The sequence below is a fragment of the Streptomyces griseomycini genome, from assembly GCF_014203535.1.
In the GTDB taxonomy this organism is placed as follows: domain Bacteria; phylum Actinomycetota; class Actinomycetes; order Streptomycetales; family Streptomycetaceae; genus Streptomyces; species Streptomyces griseomycini.
Genome location: NZ_JACHJI010000009.1, coordinates 254957 through 269201 on the forward strand (window position 1 = coordinate 254957; position 14245 = coordinate 269201).

Sequence of the window (14245 nt, forward strand, 5' to 3'; positions counted from 1 at the left end):
GGACCTCGTGGCCCGGGGGCTTTTCGGTGCGCTCCGAGGAGGGTTCCGGCCGGGGGCCCGGGCGGGCACGGTGGGTAGCCCGCCGGTAGCAGGATTCGCGGGTTCCTTGCGCGGCCTTCATCGTGCTACAACAGGTCTACACCACTGAGTGGTGTAGACCACCACCCGATGGAGGAAGTATGAGCACCGCCACCGCATCGGCGGCCCCCGCAAAGAAGCGGGGATCAGGTCTTTTCCAGGGCCTGCAGAAGGTCGGCCGCAGCCTTCAGCTCCCGATCGCCGTACTGCCGGCGGCCGGCATCCTGCTGCGACTCGGTCAAACCGACGTCCAGGAGAAGCTGAACCTGCCCGACAAGGTCACGGCGGTGTTCGCCACGGCCGGTGGCGCGATCTTCGACAACCTGCCGATGCTGTTCTGCATCGGTGTCGCGATCGGTTTCGCGAAGAAGGCCGACGGCTCCACCGCGCTGGCCGCCCTGGTGGGCTTCCTGGTCTACAGCAACGTCCTGAAGGCGTTCCCCGTCACCGAGGCGAAGGTGCAGGACGGCGCGGACATAGCCGCCACCTACAACAACCCCGGTGTCCTCGGCGGCATCCTGATGGGCCTGCTGGCCGCGGTGCTGTGGCAGCGCTACCACCGCAAGAAGCTGGTGGACTGGCTCGGCTTCTTCAACGGCCGCCGTCTCGTCCCGATCATCATGGCCTTCGTCGGCACCGCGGTGGGCGTCTTCTTCGGCCTGGTCTGGGAACCGATCGGCGAGGGCATCTCGAACGTCGGTGAGTGGATCACCGGGCTGGGCGCCGTCGGTGCGGGCCTGTTCGGTCTCATCAACCGCGCGCTGATCCCGGTCGGCATGCACCAGTTCGTCAACACCGTCTCCTGGTTCCAGATCGGTGACTTCACCAACGCCGCCGGCGAGGTGGTCCACGGCGACCTGAACCGCTTCTTCGCCGGGGACCCGGACGCGGGACAGTTCATGTCCGGCTTCTTCCCGATCATGATGTTCGGTCTGCCGGCCGCCGCCATCGCCATCGCGCACGCCGCCCGCCCGGAGCGCCGCAAGGCCGTGACGGGCATGATGGTCTCCCTCGCGCTGACGTCCTTCGTGACCGGTGTGACCGAGCCGATCGAGTTCGCGTTCATGTTCATCGCCCCGGCGCTGTACGTGATCCACGCGCTGCTGACCGCCCTGTCCATGGCGATCACCTGGGCGCTCGGAGTGCACGCGGGCTTCACCTTCTCGGCGGGCTTCATCGACTACGCCCTCAACTGGAACCTGGCGACCAAGCCCTGGCTGATCATCCCGATCGGTCTGGTCTTCGCGGTGATCTACTACGTGCTCTTCCGCTTCGCCATCGTCAAGTTCAACCTGCCGACCCCGGGCCGGGAGCCCGAGGAGGAGGTCGAGGACACCGCGAAGGCGTGAGCCGTCCTCGTACGACATGACACCGGGGCCCCGGGAGCCGTTGCGGCTCCCGGGGCCCCGGCCGTCCCGTGTCAGATCTCGTACGTCGCCCCCGGCGCCGCCAGCCCCACCGGGCCGTCGTACACCGCGCGGGCGTCGGCGAGGTTGACCTGCGGGTCGGTCCACGGGGGGATGTGGGTGAGGACCAAGCGGCGGGCGTGGGCGCGGGCCGCGGTCTCACCCGCCTCGCGGCCGTTGAGGTGCAGGTCGGGGATGTTCTCCTTGCCGTGCGTGAAGGCGGCCTCGCACAGGAACAGGTCGGCGTCGCGGGCGAGTTCGTCCAGGGCCGGGCTCACTCCCGTGTCGCCGGAGTAGGTCAGCGCCGTCCCGCCGTGCTCGATGCGGATGCCGTACGCCTCGACCGGGTGCGCGACGCGCTCGGTGTGCACGAGGAACGGGCCGATCTCGAAGGTGGACGGCTTGACCGTGTGGAAGTCGAAGACCTCGCTCATGGAGGAGGCCGAGGGGGTGTCGGCGTAGGCGGTGGTCAGCCGGTGTTCCGTGCCCTCGGGCCCGAAGACCGGGAGGGGCGCGCAGCGGCCGCCGTCGTGCCGGTAGTAGCGCGCCACGAAGTACGCGCACATGTCGATGCAGTGATCGGCGTGCAGATGGCTGAGGAAGATCGCGTCGAGGTCGTAGAGACCGCAGTGGCGCTGCAGCTCGCCCAGGGCGCCGTTGCCCAGGTCGAGAAGCAGCCGGAAGCCGTCGGCCTCGACGAGGTAGCTCGAGCAGGCCGACTCCGCGGACGGGAACGACCCCGAGCAGCCGACGACGGTGAGCTTCATGAAGCAGAAACCTCCGCTGGCGGGGATGTGAAGACGGGGGTCGTGCGGTTCGTCGAGCGTAAGGCGCAAAACCTTTGGTCGCTCCTCCGCCAGGGGCTGTTGTGGGCGAACTCACCTGTGCTGTCACCGGTTCGGCTGGAAGCAGGGCTTCCGGGTGCCGTGCGGGGGCGCGCGGAGGCGGTCCGCGCCGGTACCGTCGGGACATGGACACGTCCTGGTGGCTCGCCTTCGCCGCGGTGGTGCTGCTCGCGCTGGTCGCCACGCTCGTCGACGGGTGGGGCCGGGGACGGCGGCCGCCCCGGGCTCGCCGGATCCGGCTCCCCCGTCCCAGGGGGCGGGCCGGCGCGGACGCGGGCCGGCCGCGGCCGGCGGAGATCTGGTGGGCCGGGGTGCCCTACGAGGACGGGCCCGGGAGCAAGGACCGGCCGTGTCTGGTGCTGTCGGTGCGCGGGGAGCGGGCGACCGTCGCGAAGATCACGACGAGGTTCCGGGACGAGCGGGCGGGAGTGATCGCGCTGCCCCCGGGTTCCGTCGGGGACGCGCAGGGGCGGGCGAGCTTCCTGGAGACGGACGAGTTGCGCGAGGTCCCGGTGGGGGACTTCCGGCGCCGGGTGGGCGTGGTGGACCCGGTGCTGTGGGACCAGGTGCGGTATCTCGCGGGGTGACCGTCCCGGGCGCGCGAAAAGGGCCGGAGGTGTGCCTCCGGCCCTTCGGCCCCTCGGGCCTTCGACGTGCGGGGTCGGCCTACGCCCAGAGCTGGCCCTGGAGCGTCTCGATGGCCTCCTCCGTCGTCGCGGCCGTGTACACGCCGGTCGACAGGTACTTCCAGCCGCCGTCGGCGACGACGAAGACGACGTCGGCGGACTCCCCCGCCTTCAGCGCCTTCTTCGCGACGCCGATGGCCGCGTGCAGGGCCGCGCCGGTGGAGACGCCGGCGAAGATGCCCTCCTGCTGGAGCAGTTCGCGCGTGCGGGTGACCGCGTCGGCGGAGCCGACCGAGAAGCGGGTGGTGAGGACGGAGGCGTCGTACAGCTCGGGGACGAAGCCCTCGTCGAGGTTGCGCAGGCCGTAGACCAGGTCGTCGTAGCGGGGCTCGGCGGCGACGACGCTCACGTCGGGCTTGTGCTCGCGCAGGTAGCGGCCGACGCCCATCAGGGTGCCCGTGGTGCCGAGGCCGGCCACGAAGTGCGTGATCGAGGGCAGGTCGGCGAGGATCTCGGGGCCGGTGGTGGCGTAGTGCGCGCCGGCGTTGTCGGGGTTGCCGTACTGGTAGAGCATCACCCAGTCGGGGTGCTCGGCGGCGAGCTCCTTGGCGACCCGCACGGCGGTGTTGGAGCCGCCCGCGGCCGGGGAGGAGATGATCTGCGCGCCCCACATGCCGAGCAGGTCCCGGCGCTCCTGCGAGGTGTTCTCGGGCATCACGCACACCATGCGGTAGCCCTTGAGCTTGGCGGCCATGGCGAGCGAGATGCCGGTGTTGCCGCTGGTCGGCTCGAGGATGGTGCAGCCCGGGGTGAGACGACCGTCCTTCTCCGCCTGCTCGATCATGAACAGGGCCGGGCGGTCCTTGACCGAGCCGGTGGGGTTGCGGTCCTCCAGCTTGGCCCAGATGCGGGCGTCGGGGGACGGCGACAGCCGCGGCAGGCGCACCAGGGGGGTGTTGCCCACCGCGGCCAGCGGGGAGTCGTACCGCATCGCCGATCAGGCCATACCGCCGGCCACGGCCGGCAGGATCGTGACGTTGTCGCCGTCGGCGAGCTTGGTGTTGATGCCGTCGAGGAAGCGGACGTCCTCGTCGTTCAGGTAGACGTTGACGAAGCGGCGCAGCTGCTCGCCGTCCACGATGCGGGCCTGGATGCCCGCATGCCGGGTCTCGAGGTCGGCGAAGAGCTCGGCGAGGGTGTTCCCGGTGCCCTCCACCGCCTTCTGACCGTCGGTGTACTGGCGGAGGATGGTCGGGATGCGGACCTCGATGGCCATGGCTGAGGGCTCCTGTCGGAAGGTGTCGTAGGTTCGAAACGGCGCGCGCTGGTGTCCCCGGGGCCCGGGGCACCGGGGGGAGCCGCCGCGGCTCACGGCCGTACGGCGGCGGCGGAACGTCAACAGATGGCGCTGTTCAGCCTGCACAGGTCGACGTGCAGCCGCGCCACGAGCAGCGTGCCCTGCGCCTTGTCGCTCACGTCGATAAGAACCATGGGGTCATCGTATCGATTCCCGGTCCGGGATCCGGAGTGTGATCTCACATCCCGGACGCAGCGGTGCCGGCATGTGGGATCAGTACGCCTCGACGACCTCGACCTCCTCCTCGGTGACCTCGCCCTCCAGGATCCGGAAGGAGCGGAACTGGAACTCTCCGGCGCCGTCGGCGTCGGCGGTGGAGACCAGGACGTAGTGGGCGCCGGGCTCGTTGGCGTAGGAGATGTCGGTGCGGGAGGGGTAGGCCTCGGTCGCGGTGTGGGAGTGGTAGATGACCACCGGCTCCTCGTCGTTGTCGTCCATCTCGCGGTACAGCTTCAGCAGGTCCTGGGAGTCGAACTCGTAGAAGGTGGGCGAGCGGGCCGCGTTCAGCATGGGGATGAAGCGCTCGGGGCGGCCGGAGCCCACCGGGCCCGCCACCACGCCGCACGCCTCGTCGGGGTGGTCCTCGCGCGCGTGGGCGACGATCTTGTCGTACAGGGCCTGGGTGATGGTCAGCATGGGGCTCAGGATAAGCAGACGGGCCGCCGCGTACCGAGGGGTGGTACGCGGCGGCCCGAATGCCGGACGCCCTGAGCGGCCGCCGCGGGGAGTGCCACGAGTACTCCCCGCGACCGGGCGCCCTGCGCGGGGGTCAGCCGACCTTCTCGAAGTCCGGCTCGCGGCGCTTGGTGACCTCCGGGTTGCGGCTCTTGAGGACGGCCCAGCCGATGCCCAGGGCGACGGCCCAGCCGGCCATCACGTACAGGCAGATGCGGGCGTCCGCGTCGATCGCGATCAGGGCGGTGACGAAGAGCAGGAACGCGATGGCGACGTAGGAGCAGACCGAGCCGCCGGGCGCCGGGAAGGACGAGGCGGGCAGCCGGCCCGCGACGACGTGGCGGCGGTAGAGGACGTGGCTGACCAGGATCATCAGCCAGGTCCAGATGCCGGCCGCGGTGGCGACGGAGGTGACGTAGCCGAAGGCCTTCTCCGGGACGGTGTAGTTCAGGACCACGCCGATGCCCATGAAGACCACCGAGGTGGCGATGCCGAGCGCCGGGGTCTTGGTGGACGACAGCCGCTGGAAGACCCGCGGGGCCTCGCCGTTGTCGGCGAGGTTGCGCAGCATGCGGCCGGTGGAGTACATGCCGGAGTTGCAGGACGACAGGGCGGCGGTCAGCACGACGAAGTTGACGATGCCGGCGCCGGCCGGGATGCCGATGACCGCGAACGCCTTCACGAAGGGGCTGACCCCGTCGGAGAACTCGGTCCACTTGACCACGCACAGGATGACGGTGAGCGCGCCGACGTAGAACAGCGCGATGCGCCAGGGCAGGGTGTTGATCGCCTTGGGGAGGGTCTTCTCCGGGTTCTCGGACTCGCCCGCCGTGACGCCGACGAGCTCGACGGCGAGGTAGGCGAACATGACGCCCTGCAGGGTCATCAGGGACGAGCCGATGCCCTTGGGGAAGAAGCCGTCGAAGGCCCACAGGTTGGAGACGGAGGCGGTGTCACCGGCCTGGCTGAAGCCGAGGGTGAGCACGCCGAGGCCGATCACGATCATGCCGATGATCGCGGTGACCTTGATCATCGAGAACCAGAACTCGATCTCGCCGAACAGCTTCACCGAGATCAGGTTGGCCGCGAACAGGATGATCAGGAAGACCAGCGCCGACGTCCACTGCGGGATCGCCGGGAACCAGTAGTTGATGTAGATGGCGGCGGCGGTGAGTTCCGCCATGCCGGTGACCACCCACATCAGCCAGTACGTCCAGCCGGTGAAGTAGCCGAAGAACGGGCCGAGGAACTCGCGCGAGTACTCGGCGAAGGAGCCCGAGACGGGGCGGTAGAGCAGGAGCTCGCCGAGCGCCCGCATGATGAAGAAGATGATGACGCCGGCGAGGGCGTACATGACGATCAGGCTGGGCCCGGCCTTGGCGATGTTCGCCCCGGCCCCCAGGAAGAGGCCGACGCCGATCGCGCCGCCGATCGCGATCATCTGGACCTGACGGCTGTTGAGGCCGCGCTCGTACCCCTCCTCGGGTACGGCCTCTTTGTCGACCTGCGGTGAGGTCATGGGTGGTGCGCCTTTCTCCATGCCGATCCGGGCCGCTGGTCGGCCGCAGATCGGGTCACGATCCCCCCGGACTGATGGAGCTGAGCTGTTCGCTCGTGCCTGGCCGGCGGTGACCGGCTCGGTGGCGCACCCGGCCGAACGTTCGGGTGGCGTTCGCCGGGCGGTCGTGAAGGTGTACCGCGGCCGCCGCACTGATCGCGCGGGCGAGGTGTGACGTGCCCCACAGAGAGAAGCGGACAAAACGCACCCGGGGGCCCATAGGAGGCGGGCTCGGTGACGCGATCGTTATCCGGATTTGAGCGTCCGCTGAGCGAACGGATCAGCGACTTGTCCGGACATCCGGCGCATCCGGCACATACGGTGCCGGATGCGCCGGTGGCGCCGGTTCACGGCATGAGCGTCGAGACCAGCGTCTCCTGGAGGCCGCCGAGCCACAGGTACGCCATCACCATCGGCTTGCGCGGGTCCTCGTCGGGGAGGTGGAGGAGGAGGTCGTTGTCGTCCTCGTCGCTGATCTCCAGGCGGGAGCCGATGGCCAGGCGCAGGTCGTTCAGGGCGCCGAGCCACTGCCGCGACTGCTCGGGCGCCAGCTCGAGCACCGCCCCGCCCTCACCGGCCGAGGCGAGCGCGTCCAGGGAGCGGATCACCGCGAGGGCGTTCTCGCGCTTGCCCGCGCGCAGGTCGTTCTCGGTGTAGCGGCGGAACTCGGCGGAGTACGCCCGCTGCTCCTCGGCGTCCTCGGGCGAGGGGGCGCCCCCGGGGTCGCCGTAGGCGTCCGGGAAGAGGCGGCGCAGCACCGGGTCGGCGGGCGGTTCGCTCGGGCCCTCGGCGAAGAGCTCGGCGAGCGGGTCGCCGGAGGCGTCCTCGGCGGGGCCGGGGCCGATGAGCTCCATCAGCTGCACGGCCAGGGAGCGGATGATGGAGATCTCGACGTCGTCGAGGGCGACGGCCGCGCCGCCGCCGGGGAGCGGTTCGAAGTGTCCTGGCATGGAGGCGGTTCGCTACTTCCGGTCCTGTTGGAGGGTGGCCCACAGACCGTAGCCGTGCATGGCCTGGACGTCGCGCTCCATCTCCTCGCGGGTGCCGCTGGAGACGACCGCCCGGCCCTTGTGGTGGACGTCGAGCATGAGTTTGGTGGCCTTGTCCTTGGAGTAGCCGAAGTACGTCTGGAAGACGTACGTCACGTAACTCATGAGGTTGACCGGGTCGTTGTGGACGATGGTGATCCACGGGACGTCGGGCTCGGGTACGGCGAAGGCCTCCTCCGCCGACTCGGTGCGCTCGATCTCCAGGGGTGCGGGTGACGTCACACTGCCCATGCTGCCACGACCCCCAGAAATCGTCACACCGACGAAAAGGGAGTACCATCCTCGTCATGAACACAGCGGACCTTGGGCTGCCGGTGGACGTTCCCTCGACGGCGCTCTTCACGGACCAGTACGAGCTGACGATGCTGCAGGGCGCGCTGCGGGCCGGTACGGCCGGGCGGCGCAGCGTCTTCGAGGTCTTCACCAGGCGGCTGCCCGAGGGGCGCCGCTACGGCGTCGTGGGCGGCACCGGACGCGTCCTGGACGCGGTGGAGAACTTCCGCTTCGACGCCGACGTCCTCGGCTTCCTGCGCCGCAAGGGGATCGTCGACGAGGAGACGCTGGACTGGCTCGCCTCGTACCGCTTCTCGGGTGACATCTGGGGCTACCCGGAGGGCGAGGTGTACTTCCCGGGCTCGCCGATCATGCGGGTCGAGGGCAGCTTCGCCGAGTGCGTGCTGCTGGAGACGGTGATCCTGTCGATCCTCAACCACGACTCGGCGATCGCCGCGGCGGCCTCCCGGATGTCGTCCGCCGCCGGTGACCGGCCGCTGATCGAGATGGGCGCCCGGCGCACCCACGAGCTGGCCGCGGTGGCCGCCGCCCGGGCCGCGTACGTCGGCGGCTTCACCTCCACCTCCGACCTGGCGGCCGGCTTCCGCTACAACATCCCGACCGTGGGCACCTCCGCCCACGCCTTCACCCTGCTGCACGACAGCGAGCGGGACGCCTTCCGGGCCCAGGTGGAGACGCTGGGCCGGGGCACGACGCTGCTCGTGGACACCTACGACGTGGCCGAGGCGGTCCGTACGGCCGTCGAGGTCGCCGGGCCGGAGCTGGGGGCCGTGCGCATCGACTCCGGTGACCTGCTGCTGGTGGCGCACCGGGTGCGGCAGCAGCTGGACGAGCTGGGCGCCACCGGCACGAGGATCCTCGTGACCTCGGACCTGGACGAGTACGCCATCGCCTCGCTGGCGGCGGCGCCCGTGGACGCCTACGGGGTGGGCACCCAGCTGGTGACCGGCTCCGGGCACCCGACGGCCTCCATGGTCTACAAGCTCGTCGCCCGCGCCGGTTCCGACGACCCCCGGGCGCCGCTGGTGCCGGTGGCGAAGAGGTCCTCCGGCGGCAAGACCTCCGTCGGCGGCCGGAAGTGGGCCGCCCGGCGGCTGGACGCGTACGGCGTCGCCGAGGCCGAGGTGGTCGGCACCGGCGAGGTGCCCGACGACCTGGCCGACCGGCAGCTCCTGGTGCAGCTGGTGAAGGGCGGCGAGGTGGTCGCGCGCGAGCCGCTGGACGCGGTCCGCGACCGGCACGTGGCGGCCCGTGCGGGTCTCCCCCTGTCGGCTACACAGCTCTCCCGGGGGGAACCCGTCATTCCGACGGAGTACGTGCACGGAGGCTCGGGTAGCTAGAACGGCATGTGCCGTCACGGGCGGGTCAGGACTCCCGCCCTCCCTCCCGTCCCCCCGTCCGCACCGACCGTCGTTCCATAGGCTCGGAGGTTCACCGGCCGGGCCGCTCCCCACCCGACCCCATAGCCGAAGGACACCGACCATGCGCCGCGCCCTGATCGTCGTCGATGTGCAGAACGACTTCTGCGAGGGAGGCAGCCTCGCGGTGACCGGCGGCGCCGACGTGGCCGCCGCCATCACCGAGCTGATCGGGCAGGCCCCGGCCGGCTACCGGCACGTGGTGGCCACCCGCGACCACCACATCGCCCCCGGCGGGCACTTCGCCGACAACCCCGACTACGTCCACTCCTGGCCCGCGCACTGCGTCGCCGGGACCGAGGGCGTCGGCTTCCACCCGAACTTCGCCCCCGCGGTCGCCTCCGGCGCGGTCGACGCCGTCTTCGACAAGGGGGCGTACGCGGCGGCGTACAGCGGGTTCGAGGGGACCGACGAGAACGGCACGGGCCTGGCCGACTGGCTGCGGGCCCGGGAGGTCGACGAGGTGGACGTGGTGGGCATCGCCACCGACCACTGCGTGCGCGCCACCGCCCTGGACGCCGCCCGCGAGGGCTTCCGCACCCAGGTCCTGCTCGACCTCACCGCCGGGGTGGCCCAGGAGACCACCGAGCGGGCGATCGAGGAGATGCGCGCGGCGGGCGTGGAGCTCTCGGGCAAGCCGGTCGTCCAGTGACCGTCACGCGGGTGCCGTGGGGCGTCCGAGCAGGGACCTGATCGGACGCCACAGCTCCACGGACGGCGCGGGGCCGGTCAGCACGCCGCCGCCGGGCGCCGTGCGCCATATCAGGCCGTCGGGGTGGTGCAGCACCGCCGTGATCTCGTCGGGGGTCGGCGGGGCGGCGTTGCCCCGCAGGTAGACCGACCGCAGGCCCAGGTTGCGCAGCCTGGTCAGGGCGCGCGCCCGGTTCTGCGCGTGGACGAGCACGCGGACCCCGGCCGGTCCGTCGGCGGCGGGGCTGGGCAGGTTCAGCGCCACCACCACGGTGCCGTTCGGCAACTTGCAGAAGCCTCCTGCGGCCATGCGGTCATACCCCCGTGTCATCCGGTGTCAATAAGAGAACCACAGGACGCACCTAAACACGGATCGGCGGCGACCCGCCAGGGGGTCGCCGCCGATCATACTCTGACCTGCGAAGACGCTATTTACCTGCCCGCAGGCCCGACCTCGAGCTCGATCGTCGAGCCGTCCCGGGCCTCCTTGAGGATCTTGATCTTCGTGTTGGTGTCAGTGATCTTGACGCCACCGGTCGGGTTCGACTCGTCGTAGTAGTCGTTCGTCCGGTCGTTGAAGACCGACACACCCTTCGACCCCGGGATCCACGTCGCCACGTCCGCCTTGTGCAGCGTCATGCCGTCGGTGCGGTACTTGCTGAACGGCGCGTCGTAGGTCTGGATGCGGTTGCGCATCAGCGTGCCGTCGGACCACTTCAGCGCGGTCGGGTGCGAGTCGACCGGGAGGACCAGGCCGGTGCCCGGGTGCTGGCTGGTGTTGTTGTCCGCCTGGGAGGTGTCCCACTTCCAGATCAGCAGGCCGTTCTGGTACGCGTAGTGCTCGACCCAGTCCGGGCGGGCCGTGAAGCCGAAGTTGTACGGGCCGACCTCGAGGGTCTTGTCGTACGACACGTACTGGCGGTTCTCGGCGATGTAGTACTGCGCGTAGTCCTCGGTGAAGGACCCGCCGACGCGGGAGAAGCCGTTCTTCGTCCACGCCTCGTCCGCGGTCTCGGCGTCGTCGGAGAAGACCGGCGCGCCGTCCGCGGTGACCGTGATCGCGTCGGCCGTGAAGCCCTTGAGGGCCACGCCGCCGTCGGACTGGTAGCGGAAGCGCAGGTCGATCTTCTGGCCCGCGTAGGCGTCGAGGGAGTACGCGAACTTCTTGTGGCCGTCGAGGGTGCCGTGCAGGGCCGGCTTGTCGGCGGCGTCGCGCGGGATCGGCTGACCGTCCACCGTGCCGTCGACGGCGGTCCAGTTGGCGCCGCCGTCGGTGGAGACCTCGGTGTAGAGGTAGTCGTAGTTGGCCTCGATCTCGTACCAGCCGTCGAAGGTCAGCTCGGCCTTCGACGTGCCGGTCAGGTCGACCGAACGGCTCAGCGTGTTCTTGAGGTTGTCACCGCTGCCGCTCCACCACTGGGTCTCGCCCTGGGCGGGCGGGACGATCTCGGTGGTGACCGCCTTCTTCGGGAGCTCGACGACCAGCGCCTGCTTGTGCTTGGTGTTGTACTCCGCGAGGCCCAGCTTGTGCCAGGAGTTGACGCCGGCCTTGGCCGTGTCGTAGTTCAGCCAGCCGAGCTGGAGCTTGTCCCAGGCGGTCATGTCGCCGGGCAGGTCACCGATCTCCTTCTTGCCGGTGCCCAGCCAGGAGCCGGAGGACATCAGCGTCCAGAAGCCGGTGGAGTTCTCGCCGCCCGCGGTGTCGTAGTGGTCCGGCAGACCGAGGTCGTGGCCGTACTCGTGGGCGAAGACGCCGAGTCCGCCGTTCTCCGGCTGGACGGTGTAGTCGCCGACCCAGATGCCGGTGGAGCCGATCTGCGCGCCGCCGAGCTTGTTCTGCTCGGGGCCGGTGGCGCCGGCGTCGGTGCCGAAGGCGTACCAGCGGTGGGCCCAGATCGCGTCCTCGCCCTGGGCGCCGCCGCCGGCGGACTCGTCCTCACCGGCGTGCACGATCTGGAAGTGGTCGATGTAGCCGTCGGGCTCGTTGAAGTCGCCGTCGCCGTCGTGGTCGTAGCGGTCCCACTCGTCGAAGCGGGTGACGTCCGCCTTGATCTGGGCGTCGGTGCGGCCGGCCGCCTTCTGCTGGGCGACCCAGGCGTTCAGGCCGTCGCTGACGACGTTCCACACGCTCGGGCAGTTGGTGTCGCCGCAGGCGTTGTTGCCGTAACGGGCCTCGTTGTAGGGGACCTTGACCCAGTCGGAGACCTCGCCCTCGACCGAGTAGCGGCCGGAGGACTGCTTCTCGTAGTACGTCTTGACCGAGTCGACGCCCTTGCCGGACCCGAAGTACAGGTCCTCGAAGTGCTGCTGGTCGTAGTCCTCCTGCCAGGCCGTGGAGTTGTCCTTCTTGCGGTCCGGCTTGGCGATCTGGTTGTGCAGCGGGCCCGGGGTGCCGCCGTAGCGGCTGTCGATCTGGTCCCCGAACTCGACCAGGATCGTGAAGATCTTGTCGGTCTTCTCGCGGCCGAGCTCGACGTACTTGGCGTCGCCCTTCCTGCTCTTGAGCTGGACGACCTTCGAGCCGTTCTTCTCCTTCACCTCGGCCTTGCCGGAGATGACCTGCTTCAGCGCCTCTTCGCGCTGGGCTTCCTGGGTCTTGGAGAGCGGGCCCTCGAGGTCGTGCTCGACGTGGTTGTGCTCCGCCGGGTCGTGCCGGTCCACGGTGCCGGGCCGGTCGGCCTTGTCGGCCGTGTCGGCCTGGGCCACGGTGAACGCAGAGCAGGTGGCGGTGACCGCCGCGAGGGCCACGCCTATCGCGGCCGCTCTGAACGTCCAGGGTCTACTGGTCACTTGATGTCCCCTCCCGCGTTCGTGCGCGCGGCCGAGTAGGGTCCGTTGATGGAGGGCCCGCGTCGCACGTGATCAACGCGTGTAGTCAAGTGACCACATTTGACTAGAGGTTCGACAGAAAAAACAGACCTTGACTTGAACAGTTCAATCACGTTATGCGGAGGCCGCGTCCGCTTTCCGGACACATCCGTGCGGATCCGAGGATGCGGGACATGCCCGCGCGGACCCGGACGGGCGCGCATATGCGCCCGCCATGTGGACACCGTGAATCCGTGCGCCCCCCGTGCATCGGACCTGTCGGTTAGGTCACGCTTACTGTCCGTTCCCCTCGGGCACGCTCGCGGTTAGAGTCGTCCGGTGGAACGCCCTTGAGCCGGTGGAAAGCCAGGCCGACACCCCCCGACTTCCTAGGACACGATGGCCATGCCCCGTCCGACTGTCGCTCAGCTCGCTTACGGTTCGTGCACCGTGGTCTTCTCGACCTTCGCCATGCTGCTGGTGTCACGGACGGGTTCGGCCGTGGGCATCGCCCTCGTCGCCGTCGTGGCGCTCGGCCTCGGACTGCTGGTGGCCATGACGGTCCCGCCCTCCGGGTCCCGCCCCGCCGCGGCGCGGCAGCCCGCTCCCCCGGAGCCGGTACGGGCCACCGTCCCCTCTGCGGCCCACGAGCCGGTGCGGGAGCGGGCGGCGTCCTGACCGGGCGGTCCCGTCCGGTGCGCGTCGGTCCGGTGCGCGTCAACTCGTGCTGACGACCACCGTTCTGGCGGCCTTGTCGTGCAGGCCCTGTCTGTAGGGCCGGTCGAAGAAGCTCCAGCCGCCGGAGATCGCGGTCCAGACGCAGGCGCAGCAGAACGCGAACGGCAGCCACAGCACGGCCGCGCGGATCAGCGCGGTCTGTCCGGAGGGGGTGGCGCCGTCGTCGAGGTTGGCCACCCGCAGCTTCAGCCACTTCTTGCCCAGGGTCTGGCCGGAGCGGTTGATCATGAAGGTGTCGTAGGCGACGTAGAGGACGGCGGCGATGAGGGACTGCCAGAAGGAGTTGCCGACGTTGATCTCACCGCCGTCGACGTCGTACTCGCTGACCCCGAACGGCCAGGTGAGCAGCCAGACGACGATGCCCACGAGGACCATGTCGATGATGCGGGCGAGCGTGCGCCTGCCGCTGTCGGCGAGCGGGGGCATGCCGGCGAGGGGGTCGGCGGGACCCTGTCCGCCGCCGTAGGGACCACCGCCGCCGTACGGGCCACCGCCCCCGCCGTAGGGACCGCCACCGCCGTACGGGTCGCCGCCTCCCGGGTACGGCGGGGGCCGGCTGCCGTACGGGGTGTCGTACGGAGAGCCCTCTCCCGGTGTCCCGGGGCCGCCGGTGCCTCCGGGGCCGCCCGGCGGAGGCTGCTTCCTGAACGGGTCGTCGTCCGGCGGCTGCTGGCCGGAGCCGGAGGGCGGTTCGGTGCTCATG

The 14245-nt window shown here is 70.1% G+C and carries 16 protein-coding genes; 5 read left to right on the top strand and 11 right to left on the bottom strand.

The window, feature by feature from the left end; translation table 11 throughout:
- Positions 1 to 179: 179 nt before the first annotated feature.
- A complete protein-coding gene (locus tag FHS37_RS25645; RefSeq protein ID WP_184825300.1) occupies positions 180 to 1427 on the top strand; it encodes a PTS transporter subunit EIIC in 1248 nt (415 codons plus the stop codon).
- 71 nt (positions 1428 to 1498) lie between these two features.
- On the opposite strand, the gene FHS37_RS25650 is transcribed toward FHS37_RS25645, so the two are convergent.
- Entirely contained in the window at positions 1499 to 2251 is a 753-nt protein-coding gene (locus FHS37_RS25650) for an MBL fold metallo-hydrolase (protein ID WP_184825302.1), read from the bottom strand.
- Between the two features lie 203 nt (positions 2252 to 2454).
- On the opposite strand from FHS37_RS25650, the gene FHS37_RS25655 reads away from it, so the two are divergent.
- Positions 2455 to 2916 (top strand): type II toxin-antitoxin system PemK/MazF family toxin, encoded by a 462-nt coding sequence (locus tag FHS37_RS25655; RefSeq protein ID WP_184825304.1) that lies wholly within the window; start codon positions 2455 to 2457, stop codon positions 2914 to 2916.
- 79 nt (positions 2917 to 2995) lie between these two features.
- On the opposite strand, the gene FHS37_RS25660 is transcribed toward FHS37_RS25655, so the two are convergent.
- The 7 genes from FHS37_RS25660 to clpS all read right to left on the bottom strand — a co-directional run bounded on the left by FHS37_RS25660 (position 2996) and on the right by clpS (position 7825).
- Entirely contained in the window at positions 2996 to 3946 is a 951-nt protein-coding gene (locus FHS37_RS25660) for a PLP-dependent cysteine synthase family protein (protein ID WP_184825306.1), read from the bottom strand.
- Between the two features lie 6 nt (positions 3947 to 3952).
- Positions 3953 to 4231: a MoaD/ThiS family protein gene (locus FHS37_RS25665; RefSeq protein WP_184825308.1), complete on the bottom strand. Its 279-nt coding sequence runs from the start codon at positions 4229 to 4231 to the stop codon at positions 3953 to 3955.
- Positions 4232 to 4350: 119 nt separating this feature from the next.
- Positions 4351 to 4446, bottom strand: coding sequence for a putative leader peptide (locus FHS37_RS40845; protein ID WP_311136956.1), 96 nt, complete (start codon positions 4444 to 4446; stop codon positions 4351 to 4353).
- Between the two features lie 79 nt (positions 4447 to 4525).
- On the bottom strand, positions 4526 to 4948 hold the full coding sequence (locus FHS37_RS25670; protein ID WP_184825310.1) for a M67 family metallopeptidase: 423 nt from the start codon (positions 4946 to 4948) through the stop codon (positions 4526 to 4528).
- 133 nt (positions 4949 to 5081) lie between these two features.
- Complete coding sequence (locus tag FHS37_RS25675; RefSeq protein ID WP_184825312.1) at positions 5082 to 6506, bottom strand: amino acid permease; 1425 nt, start codon at positions 6504 to 6506, stop codon at positions 5082 to 5084.
- 386 nt (positions 6507 to 6892) lie between these two features.
- Entirely contained in the window at positions 6893 to 7495 is a 603-nt protein-coding gene (locus tag FHS37_RS25680) for a DUF2017 domain-containing protein (protein WP_184825314.1), read from the bottom strand.
- A 12-nt stretch (positions 7496 to 7507) separates the two neighbouring features.
- The gene (clpS, locus tag FHS37_RS25685) at positions 7508 to 7825 is read right to left on the bottom strand and encodes an ATP-dependent Clp protease adapter ClpS (protein ID WP_184825316.1); all 318 of its coding nucleotides are present in this window, start codon (positions 7823 to 7825) and stop codon (positions 7508 to 7510) included.
- A 56-nt stretch (positions 7826 to 7881) separates the two neighbouring features.
- Between clpS and FHS37_RS25690 the strand changes: the two genes are divergently transcribed.
- Together FHS37_RS25690 and FHS37_RS25695 are read left to right on the top strand one after the other, a co-directional pair.
- Positions 7882 to 9228, top strand: a complete 1347-nt coding sequence (locus FHS37_RS25690) for a nicotinate phosphoribosyltransferase (protein WP_184825317.1) — start codon at positions 7882 to 7884, stop codon at positions 9226 to 9228.
- Positions 9229 to 9370: 142 nt separating this feature from the next.
- Positions 9371 to 9958 (top strand): nicotinamidase, encoded by a 588-nt coding sequence (locus FHS37_RS25695; protein ID WP_184825319.1) that lies wholly within the window; start codon positions 9371 to 9373, stop codon positions 9956 to 9958.
- Positions 9959 to 9961: 3 nt separating this feature from the next.
- On the opposite strand, the gene FHS37_RS25700 is transcribed toward FHS37_RS25695, so the two are convergent.
- Positions 9962 to 10306, bottom strand: a complete 345-nt coding sequence (locus FHS37_RS25700) for a hypothetical protein (protein WP_184825321.1) — start codon at positions 10304 to 10306, stop codon at positions 9962 to 9964.
- 122 nt (positions 10307 to 10428) lie between these two features.
- The gene (locus FHS37_RS25705; RefSeq protein WP_184825329.1) at positions 10429 to 12786 is read right to left on the bottom strand and encodes an immune inhibitor A domain-containing protein; all 2358 of its coding nucleotides are present in this window, start codon (positions 12784 to 12786) and stop codon (positions 10429 to 10431) included.
- A gap of 417 nt (positions 12787 to 13203) precedes the next feature.
- On the opposite strand from FHS37_RS25705, the gene FHS37_RS25710 reads away from it, so the two are divergent.
- The gene (locus FHS37_RS25710; protein ID WP_184825331.1) at positions 13204 to 13482 is read left to right on the top strand and encodes a hypothetical protein; all 279 of its coding nucleotides are present in this window, start codon (positions 13204 to 13206) and stop codon (positions 13480 to 13482) included.
- A 39-nt stretch (positions 13483 to 13521) separates the two neighbouring features.
- Here FHS37_RS25710 and FHS37_RS25715 read toward each other — a convergent pair whose 3' ends face one another.
- Positions 13522 to 14244, bottom strand: a complete 723-nt coding sequence (locus tag FHS37_RS25715; protein WP_184825333.1) for an RDD family protein — start codon at positions 14242 to 14244, stop codon at positions 13522 to 13524.
- Between the last annotated feature and the right edge of the window lies 1 nt (position 14245).

What these genes read in the sequence shown, in the direction of transcription:
- FHS37_RS25645 (WP_184825300.1), top strand. Translation starts at nt 180, where the DNA reads ATGAGCACCGCCACCGCATCGGCGGCCCCCGCAAAGAAGCGGGGATCA.
- FHS37_RS25650 (WP_184825302.1), bottom strand. Translation starts at nt 2,251, where the DNA reads ATGAAGCTCACCGTCGTCGGCTGCTCGGGGTCGTTCCCGTCCGCGGAG.
- FHS37_RS25655 (WP_184825304.1), top strand. Translation starts at nt 2,455, where the DNA reads ATGGACACGTCCTGGTGGCTCGCCTTCGCCGCGGTGGTGCTGCTCGCG.
- FHS37_RS25660 (WP_184825306.1), bottom strand. Translation starts at nt 3,946, where the DNA reads ATGCGGTACGACTCCCCGCTGGCCGCGGTGGGCAACACCCCCCTGGTG.
- FHS37_RS25665 (WP_184825308.1), bottom strand. Translation starts at nt 4,231, where the DNA reads ATGGCCATCGAGGTCCGCATCCCGACCATCCTCCGCCAGTACACCGAC.
- FHS37_RS40845 (WP_311136956.1), bottom strand. Translation starts at nt 4,446, where the DNA reads ATGGTTCTTATCGACGTGAGCGACAAGGCGCAGGGCACGCTGCTCGTG.
- FHS37_RS25670 (WP_184825310.1), bottom strand. Translation starts at nt 4,948, where the DNA reads ATGCTGACCATCACCCAGGCCCTGTACGACAAGATCGTCGCCCACGCG.
- FHS37_RS25675 (WP_184825312.1), bottom strand. Translation starts at nt 6,506, where the DNA reads ATGACCTCACCGCAGGTCGACAAAGAGGCCGTACCCGAGGAGGGGTAC.
- FHS37_RS25680 (WP_184825314.1), bottom strand. Translation starts at nt 7,495, where the DNA reads ATGCCAGGACACTTCGAACCGCTCCCCGGCGGCGGCGCGGCCGTCGCC.
- clpS (WP_184825316.1), bottom strand. Translation starts at nt 7,825, where the DNA reads ATGGGCAGTGTGACGTCACCCGCACCCCTGGAGATCGAGCGCACCGAG.
- FHS37_RS25690 (WP_184825317.1), top strand. Translation starts at nt 7,882, where the DNA reads ATGAACACAGCGGACCTTGGGCTGCCGGTGGACGTTCCCTCGACGGCG.
- FHS37_RS25695 (WP_184825319.1), top strand. Translation starts at nt 9,371, where the DNA reads ATGCGCCGCGCCCTGATCGTCGTCGATGTGCAGAACGACTTCTGCGAG.
- FHS37_RS25700 (WP_184825321.1), bottom strand. Translation starts at nt 10,306, where the DNA reads ATGGCCGCAGGAGGCTTCTGCAAGTTGCCGAACGGCACCGTGGTGGTG.
- FHS37_RS25710 (WP_184825331.1), top strand. Translation starts at nt 13,204, where the DNA reads ATGGCCATGCCCCGTCCGACTGTCGCTCAGCTCGCTTACGGTTCGTGC.
- FHS37_RS25715 (WP_184825333.1), bottom strand. Translation starts at nt 14,244, where the DNA reads ATGAGCACCGAACCGCCCTCCGGCTCCGGCCAGCAGCCGCCGGACGAC.